Raw genomic sequence first — 10,350 nt, 5'->3', positions numbered from 1 at the left:
AGACTGTAGTGATAAACTCTTCAACGGGCATGACTGAAACCTTCTTTTTTGCTTTTTACTGCTTTTAATAGCAGAAAGCAGGTTCAGTCATGTCTCCTTATGCAAACCTAAAAGTCGCACATGGCGTGTACTTTACATTCCGATATAAAAACTTCTGACCGTGTTGAGATCATTAACGGACTTCGTGCTGGTGAGTTTGATGTATTGATCGGCATTAACTTATTACGGGAAGGGCTGGATATTCCCGAAGCCTCTCTGGTTGCTATTCTTGATGCAGACCATGCAGGCTTTCTGCGCTCAGCTCAGGCGTTGATACAAATCATTGGAAGAGCTGCTCGTAACGCCAATGGTAAAGCCATTCTTTATGCTGACAAAGTAACCACGGCAATGCGTCAGGCATTGGATGAGTCAGCACAGCGCCGAAAACTACAAGCTGCATACAATCAGGCCAATGGAATTATACCAACCACCTCAAAGCGCGGGCTGTCTACACAAAATGATGAAATGGCATTAGAACCACCGATTCACTCTTCTGAATTTTGTGAGAACCTGGCTTCACTGTGCCAGCAAATATCACTCCAAGAAAAAGCAATGCTGGATGCCGTAGATAACGGTGAACCCGATAATGCAAAAAAGATTCGCCAGGATTTGCAGGCACTCTATCGCCAGTTTATTTTTATATAACAATGACATCAGAGAGCTGTTATTGAAGAAAACATTGGATACATGAATAGCAGAGAGGAAGAGCTTACTCACGTAAGCTTTGCATTTATGGCGCTCCCAGGAGGATTCGAACCTCCGACCTGCCCCTTAGGAGGGGGCTGCGCTATCCAGCTGTGCCATGGGAGCGTGCGATACCGGGCTGATTGCCAAGGCATACACATTCACGAATGTGGTTTGAAGCGTACTTCATTCACAGTAGATGATCAAGCCTTGGCAGGGTAGAGGTTTCTAACTGGCGCTAAATTGACTTAAGGGCTGTCTTTCTCGGGAAACACGATTTCAAGCTGTTGCTCAAAAGCAAGCATTTTTTCGGCGAGACGCTCACTATCGACCATCAACGTCCCATCAAGGTATGCCTGGCGAAGGCGACTGACGCGATCTTCCGTGGTATTAATAACAAAACTGATTTTCTTCTCGGAGCCTTCCAAATTCGTACTTGACTCTCGATGCTCTTTAACCATGTTCACTCCTTGAACGATAAAAAGATTTCTTGGTGACGAGTCGGACATACTGTCACCTCCTGTTCAGGCTGTCTACCCATGTTTCCTATTATTTTAGTACACAAATTCCATACCACTCTTTCCCTTTTCTTTACTATCAGAAAGTTAGCGGATAACAGTGCCATGATTTTTTTTATCTTATGAAGCTAAACTATAATATGACGGCAGTATCATTGACTATGAATTGGAAAAAGCGCACGAGATCAAGTTAGAATAGTCTACAGGTCGCTTTTTTCATAACTCATCCCGACAGCTATCAGTCTAGGACAACCGTTTGCGAAGGTCCTCTCGTCATCGCATTCAATAGAGAATACAGTGCGCCTGAGTCACTGCAGACGTGGAATAATTAACAAGGAATCAAGGATTAAGCGTGTGAATCATTCTCCTGCGATTATTGTTCGTTCAGTTGTCGTAATAGTTCTGACACTCTTGCCCACTTTGACTTTTGGAACTGAGCCCATCTCTTACGATGACCCACTGGAAAGCTGGAACCGTAAGGTATTTAAACTTAATGACACCCTCGATAACTATGCTCTGAAGCCTGCGGCAAAGACCTATAACTTTGTAACGCCCAAACCGGTGCAGACATTAGTCAGCAATTTCTTCAGCAACCTTGGAGAACTGAGAAATATCGCCAGTGCCGGCTTCCAGTTCAAAGGGCAGGATGTACTGGTTTCATCAGGCCGTCTCATCATCAACTCAACGGCAGGCATTCTTGGCATGATTGATGTAGCAACGCCTATGGGGCTTGATAAGCGCTACAGCGATTTCGGACTGACTTTTGCCAACTGGGGGGTACCGTCTGGACCTTATCTTGTGCTCCCATTGCTTGGCCCGAGCACTGTCCGTTCCGGTGTTGGCCTAATTCCTGATGCATTAACCAATCCGGTAGCCTATCATGAACCTGAGCGGGACCGATGGATTGCCGGCAGTATCAATATCATCAACAGTCGCGCTCAACTCCTTGATGCTGAAGAGCTGATTCTTGGAGATCGTTACACTTTTATCAGAGACACTTATTTACAAAGACGTGAATATTTAATTACAGGCCAGCAGCCTGAAGATGACTTCTAAATATAAATCGTGAATAACAGTCGCATCAGCCTTTGGCTTCAATTACTTTAAGCAAGCACATTAATTTGCGCATACTCTCGCTTGCAGCCAAGCCTGCTTGGGAGTATTTTTCCCTTAACTTTACATTTTAATGCGGTTTTTTATCCGGATGTATCGGGTTCAAGCAGGTCCTTATATTCTCTTTACTTTGCGGGTGTATCCATGACCGGCAGTACCATTCTGGTCATCGACGATGACACTATAGTACGCGAAAGCATTATCGCTTACCTGAAAGGAAGTGGTTTCAAAACCCATGAAGCCGAGAATGGACAGCAGGGTTTGCATATTTTTCGTGAATGCAAACCAGACCTGATTCTTTGTGATCTTCGCATGCCGGTCATGGATGGACTCACCATGCTGAGCCAGGTGCGCAGTGAAGCCAGTGATATACCCTTTATTGTGGTCTCCGGTGCTGGCGTCATGACCGATGTTGTTGAAGCCCTCCACCTTGGTGCCAGCGACTTCCTGGTTAAGCCGATAGTCGATCTTGAGGTATTAGAGTACGCTATCAACCGGGCTCTTGAAAAAGCCCAGTTACTGATGGAAAACAAGCGTTACCGCGCAAGCCTCGAAGAAGCCATAAACTCTTTAAAAAGCAGCCTGACCCTGCTTCAGGAGGATCAGAAAGCCGGCCGTCAGGTCCAGATGAATATGCTGCCCAGGCATCCTCTTGAATACAAGGATTTCAAAGTTGACCACAACATCATCCCATCCCTCTATTTAAGTGGAGATTTTGTCGACTATTTTACGCTGAGCGACCACAGTTTTGCATTTTATCTGGCCGATGTATCTGGACACGGCGCATCATCAGCCTTTGTTACTGTTCTTCTGAAACATATGTCGATCAGTCTGCTTCAGGACTATCACAACAACGGTGGTAAAATCAGGGTCAAACCTTCACATGTCCTTAGTTACATTAACCAGAGCCTGCTAAAAACAGGGCTGGGAAAGCATGTCACCGTTTTTGGTGGAATAGTAAATACCCGTGACCAGACTCTTACCTACTCGTTTGGCGGGCATTTCCCATTACCTGTGATCGCTGAAAAAGGTAAAAAGGTTCGCTTTCTAGAAGGAAAAGGGTTACCAGTAGGACTGTTTGAAGATGCTGTCTATGAGGATGCAATTATAGACTTGCCCCAGCAATTCAGCTTAACTATTCTATCCGATGGTATTCTTGAGGTTTTGCCCCAGAAAAGCCTTAAAGAAAAGGAAGATTATTTATTATCGGTTATCGGAGAAGGTGCCGACACCATAGAAACATTGACGGAAAAGCTGGGGCTCAATGATATTCAGGAAGCACCTGATGACATTGCAATGTTAATACTGGCTCGATACTGATTATGACACCTGGAAAAATTCAGTTTGCCGAAAGTGAAGGTACATATGTACTGAAACTGATCGGAGAAGTCCGACTCACTCTTTGCTCCAGTCTGGAGAATTTTCTTCAGGCCATGTTTGAAGAGCCAGAGTTTCGTTCTGTTATTGTTGATCTTTCAGAGGCGGAAACCATCGACAGTACGTCACTTGGACTATTAGCAAAGTTGTCCATTATGGCCAGAAAGCAGATAGACCAACGGCCAGTACTGATCTCTCCCCGCCCTGACATAACAAGAATTCTCATGAGCATGGGTTTTGAGCGCATATTTATCATTGTTGAGGATGTCGAAAATCATACCTCCGAATACCAGGAAATTGAATGCGAGGACTGCAGTGAAGAGTCCACTCATGCCCGGGTACTGGACGCCCACAGAACTCTCATGAGCTTGAATGAAAACAACCGAAAGGCCTTCAGTGATCTTGTTAAACAACTGGAGCACTGCAGGCAGCCAGAAGTGACTGCCTGACCCTTTACCCCAGTCGTTACAAACTTTCCACAAGCTTGACAGCATCAAGCAGAACGTCAACCCCTGCACCGGCTTTATGAGCATTTTCACTGATATGCCTACGGAAGCGTCGACCGCCGGGTACGCCATGATAAAGCCCCAGCATATGCCGGGTAATATGGCTGAGCCATGTCCCTTTAGACAGCTCTGACTCAATATAGGGAATCATCTTCCCTATTACGTCAGCGCGACTCTTCACTGGCTGCTGACAACCATATAGCCGACCATCCACTTCTGATAACAGATATGGGTTCTGGTAGGCTTCACGGCCAAGCATCACACCATCAACGTACTTCAGATGATGATTTATTTCCTCAAAAGTCTTGATACCGCCATTAATGGAAATGTTCAGTTCAGGAAACTGAGTTTTGAGCTCATACACCCAGTCTGGCTTCAACGGTGGAATATCCCGGTTCTCTTTGGGGGAAAGTCCTTCCAGAACGGCAATACGGGCATGAACAATAAAGGTATCGCACCCCGCTTCCGCAACGATACCGACAAAGTCCAGCAACTCCTGCCAGGACTCGCGACCATTGATGCCAATACGGTGCTTTACCGTTACCGGAATTGACACTCTCTCTTTCATGGCCTTAACGGCATTCGCTACGGTTTCCGGCTCTGCCATCAGGCAGGCGCCGATACGACCATTTTGAACGCGATCACTGGGACAGCCCACATTCAGGTTTACTTCCTGATAACCCCGCTCTTCCGCCAGCTTGGCACAAAAAGCAAGATCGCTGGCATCATGACCACCTAACTGAAGGGCTAGTGGGTATTCAAATGCATCATGCTGTAAAAACCGGTCTTTATCTCCGAACACCAGCGCACCGGTTGTGACCATCTCTGTGTACAATAGCGCCCGCTCAGACAGAGCCCGATGAAAGTAGCGACAGTGCCTGTCAGTCCAATCCATCATCGGAGCAACCATAAACCTCCGATCCAGCACAGATCGTCTGGAGAACTTGTCATTACTTGATTTCACAGGCGATTCACTACTCATCTGATCGGCTTTATTAGGCATATAAATGTCTGGAAATGCACTATTTTTTCTGTTGCCAATGCAACATCCTGCACACTTCCAACCCTTTGCAACATCTGGATAAAAATATGATGAGCATACTAAAGCGAAAGAATCGCCTTGGGAAGGTACGCCACGCTGCGATTGACCGAAAGGTGATCAACGATCAACGTTGCTCGAATTGCAAAACCTTCGGCTCTTTACCGGTAGAGTGAGCGTCAAAACGAAAGCAGGGAATGGTTACTGCCTCATAGGAATAAGGAGAGTGAATGTAGATCCCTGCCCCACCACACTACTGACTTCTAAACGTCCATCCAGCAATTCCGCCAGTTGCCTGCAGATAGCAAGCCCCTTCCCACCGGATTGAGAAGCAAAGGCACATTCCTCAGGCTTATCTGCCTCAAAAATCTCATTGATACGACTCAATTCAATCCCCTGCCCTGTGTCCGATACCGCCACAGTCAAGAGCCCTGTCATATAGTCGTATTCAGCACTCAGAGTAATTACTCCTTGTTGGGTGAATTTAAATGCATTACCCAACAAGTTAATGAGAATTTGACGAAGATGCATGGAGTCACCCTCAATAACTAAAGGGATATCGGCTCCAAATTCCAAGTTTAGTGTAATGGGCCTGTTGAGGGTTTCTGTGCTAAACAGGGCAACTGATTGTTCCAGTAGCGACTTCAGGTTGAAACCTGATTTGTGGGAAACGGGCTTCTGCCCAGACAGTTGGTCCTTCTCTCCCTTGGGAAAATCGAGGATATCATCAATCATCGCCAGCAGTGCCCGGCTAGACTGCAGAATAACATCAACGCTCTTCCTCTGGTCATCTGAAAGTTGTTCAGATACCAATGAATCCGACAGAGTAACAATACCATTTAACGGCGTGCGAAGCTCATCACTCATTTTGGCCAGAAACTGGCTTTTATGCTGGCTGGCCTGTTCTGCCCGTTCTTTCTGAATCTGTAACTCATCACGCACGTCTTCCAGCACACGCATGTTCTGCTGAAGTGATGACTGGGAGCGGGCAAAGCGGGTCAACACTCGATTGTACTGTTCAGTAATTGCAGACAATTCTGAAAATGGATCTATACCCAGAGGGCTAAGCTGCCCACTCTCTGCCTGTTGGTGCAGCTCAAATACCAGTTCAGAGAGCTCGGTAACTGCACCATGCTCAGAAACGTTCAAACCCCGCTCCTCCTCTTCCTCAGACACTCTCAGTGGGATAAAGCGGTTGACCAGGCTCAACAGGCAATAACTGATACCAAATGACCAGATAAAAATACTAATGACACCGAGAAACTGGACTGAAACCTGAGTTACCCGATCATGCCCGGTCCCAAGAACATCCAGGTTGCCAAACAGCCCAACCGCAAGTGAGCCCCATGCACCGGCCGCCAGATGAACTGGTATAGCCCCGATAACATCATCCAGTTTCAGCCGGATAAGCACGATCGTAGCCAGACAACAGACCATTCCAGCAACACCACCAATCACAGCTGCAGCCCATAAATTTACCGCATGAGCACCAGCGGTTATACCGACCAGACCGGCCAGCACCCCGTTGGCAATCACCTTCAGGTTGGCATGTTTGTAGTAACAGTAACTCCATATACTGGCAGCCACTCCTCCAACACAACCGGCAATGGAGGTATTGGTAAAGACTTTCGATAGCAGCGGCCCCATGGTCAGCAGACTGCCGACGTTAAAACCGTACCAGCCCAGCCAGAGCAGCAATACACCCAGCAAGCTGAGCACCAGGTTTTGTCCTGTCCCTGTCAATGCTCCAGAGAATACACCTTTTCTAGGACCGATAATCATGATCGCAGCCAGGGAGACAGCCCCCCCCAGACCGTGTACAACAGAGGAACCCGCAAAATCAACAAAACCAAACTCTGCCAACCATCCAACGGGAGTACCGAGCACACCACCCCAGACCCATCCACCGACTATGGGAAAGATAAGGGTACCAATCAGCAAACTAATGATTAGATAGGCAGCCAGTCCACAACGCTCAGCGACAGCACCCGCTACAATAGTGGCTGCCGTCGCAGCGAACAATGCCTGAAAAATAATGAACAACTCCGTGAACCCCTGATGAACCAGGGATTCATCAATAATAGGCTCACTGGAGAAAAATGTGTCGAAGGATCCATACTGAATTCGAAAGCCAATCAGGACATAAACGCTGGCGACCAGAATCAAGTCCATCAGGTTTTTGGCAGCAACATTAATACTGTTTTTATGACGGACCGCCCCGGCCTCAAGGCAGAGAAAGCCAGCCTGCATCAAAAAGACCAGAATGATACAGGTCGCCAGAAACAAGGTATTCAGAGAGTCTTCTATCATGCCGGCTTTTAATCCGATCAATTAAATTATTGAACTGATTTATCGGCAGGCTAAGTGGAGAGAATACTACCATCTTTGCATGAAGGGCATAGTACTTAAGACAGACAATAGCTAGTAAAATCAAAACTTCTACAACTCGAGTGTCTGCAACTGTGAAACGGAATACGCCATCTGCTTAAATCAAAGACTTACAACAAATCCAAGGGGCGTTTACGACTATTCAGCTATTTCAGAATCTCGTGCTTCTCTTTTGAGGCGCCATGTTGGTAAACACGAACGATTGAGCCATCAGCCATGATATATTCCATATCACAGTCCTTGTTGACCTCTTCGAATACTTTGTTCCAGATGCATCTTGAACACTATCGATTGCAGCGAATGTAAACCGTATTCCAGCGGCCAAACTCCTCCGATAGAGCTCGTCAGGGGCACCGGTGAATAAACAGACGTTTTTTTAGCGGTAGGACCAGGGTCTGAGACCTTGCCTGGCAACCTCTCTTTAATAGGGTTCCATTGATCATTTTTGAGGGCTGTACAGCCATCAAGAATCCAAAAGATAAACTCTATCTCGTTACCGGCTTGTCGTAGACCTGATTAAAAGCTTACGAGCCGGGTAAATGTGAATACCCCCTAGATAATGCCAAGCATCTGCTAAAACTGGGCGCCAGAATTTCATGGGTACATTAGAGGGATATTTTCTAGAGTCCCCATGAATACTTTTTTCAGGATATTGAGCCGACTATGCCCCTCAGAATAAGAGAGCGCAGGGTAAGGTTGAAAAGTACCGCAATGCTATCTCTGTACAAAATCCCTGACTACTTACTGTGGCTGGTCAAAATCCTTCCGTGCATTGTCAAACGTGCTGTCCAGATAACGAGCCAAATCACGGATATGCACCAGGTACGGTGCATGACGGGTATTCCGGGTGCGAATCACCGGGAATGGCAACTCGCTGCGGCGGGCGGCTTCTCTGGCATTTTTGTAGCAAAGCCCAAGTACATCTTCGCAACATTCAGACAGGTTGATCACGGGTTTCTTGTATTTTCCATACAGCATCAGTTCGGTGGTCAGCACAATGTCACTCCCTTCACCATTGTAATTACTTATTGCTGGCTCCTGAATCCTGCAGACTCCAGATCATCATTTCCTCTCTTTTTCACATCTTCCCAGGAAGTTCGCTCTTTACAGCAATAAACCACCTCTCCATTAAACACTGATAAAGAAAGGTGTTTATCCTCCCGTACTGACGAGCAATACATTAAATTGACCCGCCCTTCTCGGGAGGCACCCAAGCCCAAGAGCTCGGCCAGTTCGTGCCAACCTACCTGCTGCTTGAGTCCCTTAAGACTGCTCATCAGTATCTCCGGACAGGAATGGCAGTACACAATCCGGCTGGATATGGTTATTGATACGGTGTAGCAAATGCATCAATGCACGGGACTGCTGTTCAGTGCATCGGTTATCCTGCGCTAACTGACTGACCCGCAAATGCGTACAGAATTGATTCAACACGGACACCTCACTCAAGGTCAGGCCCAAATTCAGATAAAAGGAATCAGGTTCTTCCTGAACACTGGGTGGTATCACAAGATCCGTAGCGGTCTTATTGATCTTATCGGACATTAGTTTCTCCTCTATTCAGAACCCGGCTTTTTCTAGCCAGAAGCAACTCCCTGCCAAATCCTGAGAAGACAGTATGAATAAGATTTGAAAGAGAAAAGCCGTACGACGACGGCTAATTATCAGATACTGCCAGCAAGCCTGCTGTCATTGCGGATCAGCTCCTGGTCACGTAGAGCCTTCTCAATAAGCAGACGAGCCATCTGTGAGCGGGTACGGTGATCCTTTTCAGCCAGAGAGTCGAGCCGCCTGATCATTTCAGAGGAAACCCGAAAACCGAGGACAGTAGTAGCAGGACGGTACTTTTTCATAAATTAATCACTCCATTGTGCTAATTGCATTTTGTCCGTATTCATATTTTCATGCTAGCAACAACAAATTAACGCATTTTTTTTATGACTGACAACACAGAAATCATTAATAAAGGAATTAAAACACTAAATACCACTAAATAAATGACTTTTTTTTGTTCTGCCCCCCCTTATTTCAAAAAGCAGGTAACCACACTGCATCAAGGCATCAGAATCGTTAAACGACACTATCTTCTCAAGAGTTTCCTCTGCTGATCTTGTCTCGACAAGCTGAACTCCTGTTCAATAAGCTGCCAGCCACCTGGATTTAACTCAATGCATATGACCAGCAGAAATCAGAGAGTCAGGGCTGCGCGACAAATGGCCGGGCTCAGTATCAAAGAAGTTGCTCAGCAGCTTGGAAAAAGCATAAGTACCGTACATGGATGGGAGTCAGAAGATGGCCGGACTCCCAGGAGCATGGAAGACCTGGTGTCGATGTGTCAGTTGTATGGCATCACTGCTGACTGGTACCTGGAAGGTAGAGAACCAGCGCTACGTCATTCGGTATACAACCATTGCCCACATACTGGAGTCATTATGGCAAGTCTGGGCAAGATGGATGCCATACAACGAGAGGCCGTAGCACAGCTGGTGGCCGCTATCGTGTTGAATTAAGATTCCATACCCAGTGCTTCCCACCTCTTTTGCCTTTCTAAAAAGGTTCTGTCATCACCGGCGTAAAAAGTCCTCAAAACACCAGTCCAAAATGACCTGTCGTTAAGTATAGCTTTTTGGGGTGGTCTGCAAGTCTGATAGTTCCAGAAAGTTAAATATTTTACTAAGCTGACTCT

The 10,350-nt window shown here is 46.6% G+C and carries 13 protein-coding genes and 1 tRNA gene; 6 read left to right on the top strand and 8 right to left on the bottom strand.

What is annotated here, in order from left to right; genetic code table 11:
* Positions 1-120: 120 nt before the first annotated feature.
* Positions 121-684: a helicase-related protein gene (locus tag AK963_RS20690; protein ID WP_066017324.1), complete on the top strand. Its 564-nt coding sequence runs from the start codon at positions 121-123 to the stop codon at positions 682-684.
* 88 nt (positions 685-772) lie between these two features.
* On the opposite strand, the gene AK963_RS20685 is transcribed toward AK963_RS20690, so the two are convergent.
* Positions 773-849: transfer RNA gene (locus AK963_RS20685), tRNA-Arg, on the bottom strand.
* A 122-nt stretch (positions 850-971) separates the two neighbouring features.
* The gene (locus tag AK963_RS20680) at positions 972-1,232 is read right to left on the bottom strand and encodes a flagellar biosynthesis anti-sigma factor FlgM (protein WP_083232809.1); all 261 of its coding nucleotides are present in this window, start codon (positions 1,230-1,232) and stop codon (positions 972-974) included.
* Between the two features lie 363 nt (positions 1,233-1,595).
* On the opposite strand from AK963_RS20680, the gene AK963_RS20675 reads away from it, so the two are divergent.
* From AK963_RS20675 to AK963_RS20665, 3 genes are all read left to right on the top strand, one after another.
* A complete protein-coding gene (locus AK963_RS20675) occupies positions 1,596-2,297 on the top strand; it encodes an MlaA family lipoprotein (protein WP_066017322.1) in 702 nt (233 codons plus the stop codon).
* A gap of 201 nt (positions 2,298-2,498) precedes the next feature.
* Positions 2,499-3,674: a SpoIIE family protein phosphatase gene (locus AK963_RS20670; protein ID WP_066017321.1), complete on the top strand. Its 1,176-nt coding sequence runs from the start codon at positions 2,499-2,501 to the stop codon at positions 3,672-3,674.
* Positions 3,675-3,676: 2 nt separating this feature from the next.
* The gene (locus AK963_RS20665) at positions 3,677-4,180 is read left to right on the top strand and encodes an STAS domain-containing protein (RefSeq protein ID WP_066017320.1); all 504 of its coding nucleotides are present in this window, start codon (positions 3,677-3,679) and stop codon (positions 4,178-4,180) included.
* A 16-nt stretch (positions 4,181-4,196) separates the two neighbouring features.
* Here AK963_RS20665 and dusA read toward each other — a convergent pair whose 3' ends face one another.
* Positions 4,197-5,240 carry a tRNA dihydrouridine(20/20a) synthase DusA gene (gene dusA, locus AK963_RS20660; RefSeq protein WP_202969815.1) on the bottom strand — a complete coding sequence of 348 codons (1,044 nt, stop codon included), beginning with the start codon at positions 5,238-5,240 and terminating at the stop codon, positions 4,197-4,199.
* 86 nt (positions 5,241-5,326) lie between these two features.
* On the opposite strand from dusA, the gene AK963_RS36690 reads away from it, so the two are divergent.
* Positions 5,327-5,452 (top strand): hypothetical protein, encoded by a 126-nt coding sequence (locus AK963_RS36690; protein WP_274520544.1) that lies wholly within the window; start codon positions 5,327-5,329, stop codon positions 5,450-5,452.
* A 25-nt stretch (positions 5,453-5,477) separates the two neighbouring features.
* Here AK963_RS36690 and amt read toward each other — a convergent pair whose 3' ends face one another.
* The 5 genes from amt to AK963_RS20635 form a co-directional block, all read right to left on the bottom strand.
* Positions 5,478-7,586: an ammonium transporter gene (gene amt, locus AK963_RS20655; RefSeq protein ID WP_066017319.1), complete on the bottom strand. Its 2,109-nt coding sequence runs from the start codon at positions 7,584-7,586 to the stop codon at positions 5,478-5,480.
* Positions 7,587-8,405: 819 nt separating this feature from the next.
* Entirely contained in the window at positions 8,406-8,660 is a 255-nt protein-coding gene (locus AK963_RS20650; protein WP_083232808.1) for a pyocin activator PrtN family protein, read from the bottom strand.
* A gap of 29 nt (positions 8,661-8,689) precedes the next feature.
* On the bottom strand, positions 8,690-8,941 hold the full coding sequence (locus AK963_RS20645; protein ID WP_066017318.1) for a hypothetical protein: 252 nt from the start codon (positions 8,939-8,941) through the stop codon (positions 8,690-8,692).
* Positions 8,928-9,209 (bottom strand): hypothetical protein, encoded by a 282-nt coding sequence (locus tag AK963_RS20640; protein WP_066017317.1) that lies wholly within the window; start codon positions 9,207-9,209, stop codon positions 8,928-8,930. Before AK963_RS20640 ends, AK963_RS20645 begins: the two co-directional genes overlap by 14 nt.
* Before the next feature lie 119 nt (positions 9,210-9,328).
* The gene (locus AK963_RS20635; RefSeq protein WP_066017316.1) at positions 9,329-9,517 is read right to left on the bottom strand and encodes a ribbon-helix-helix domain-containing protein; all 189 of its coding nucleotides are present in this window, start codon (positions 9,515-9,517) and stop codon (positions 9,329-9,331) included.
* A 315-nt stretch (positions 9,518-9,832) separates the two neighbouring features.
* On the opposite strand from AK963_RS20635, the gene AK963_RS20630 reads away from it, so the two are divergent.
* The gene (locus tag AK963_RS20630) at positions 9,833-10,174 is read left to right on the top strand and encodes a helix-turn-helix domain-containing protein (RefSeq protein WP_066017315.1); all 342 of its coding nucleotides are present in this window, start codon (positions 9,833-9,835) and stop codon (positions 10,172-10,174) included.
* Positions 10,175-10,350: the final 176 nt, after the last annotated feature.

Origin of the sequence: Endozoicomonas atrinae, from assembly GCF_001647025.1 — a bacterium.
Taxonomy (GTDB): domain Bacteria; phylum Pseudomonadota; class Gammaproteobacteria; order Pseudomonadales; family Endozoicomonadaceae; genus Endozoicomonas; species Endozoicomonas atrinae.
Note: the sequence above shows the minus strand (reverse complement) of the source record. Positions and strands in the feature narration are given on the sequence as shown.

What these genes read in the sequence shown, in the direction of transcription:
- AK963_RS20690 (WP_066017324.1), top strand. Translation starts at nt 121, where the DNA reads ATGGCGTGTACTTTACATTCCGATATAAAAACTTCTGACCGTGTTGAG.
- AK963_RS20680 (WP_083232809.1), bottom strand. Translation starts at nt 1,232, where the DNA reads ATGTCCGACTCGTCACCAAGAAATCTTTTTATCGTTCAAGGAGTGAAC.
- AK963_RS20670 (WP_066017321.1), top strand. Translation starts at nt 2,499, where the DNA reads ATGACCGGCAGTACCATTCTGGTCATCGACGATGACACTATAGTACGC.
- AK963_RS20665 (WP_066017320.1), top strand. Translation starts at nt 3,677, where the DNA reads ATGACACCTGGAAAAATTCAGTTTGCCGAAAGTGAAGGTACATATGTA.
- dusA (WP_202969815.1), bottom strand. Translation starts at nt 5,240, where the DNA reads ATGCCTAATAAAGCCGATCAGATGAGTAGTGAATCGCCTGTGAAATCA.
- AK963_RS36690 (WP_274520544.1), top strand. Translation starts at nt 5,327, where the DNA reads ATGATGAGCATACTAAAGCGAAAGAATCGCCTTGGGAAGGTACGCCAC.
- amt (WP_066017319.1), bottom strand. Translation starts at nt 7,586, where the DNA reads ATGATAGAAGACTCTCTGAATACCTTGTTTCTGGCGACCTGTATCATT.
- AK963_RS20645 (WP_066017318.1), bottom strand. Translation starts at nt 8,941, where the DNA reads ATGAGCAGTCTTAAGGGACTCAAGCAGCAGGTAGGTTGGCACGAACTG.
- AK963_RS20640 (WP_066017317.1), bottom strand. Translation starts at nt 9,209, where the DNA reads ATGTCCGATAAGATCAATAAGACCGCTACGGATCTTGTGATACCACCC.
- AK963_RS20635 (WP_066017316.1), bottom strand. Translation starts at nt 9,517, where the DNA reads ATGAAAAAGTACCGTCCTGCTACTACTGTCCTCGGTTTTCGGGTTTCC.
- AK963_RS20630 (WP_066017315.1), top strand. Translation starts at nt 9,833, where the DNA reads ATGCATATGACCAGCAGAAATCAGAGAGTCAGGGCTGCGCGACAAATG.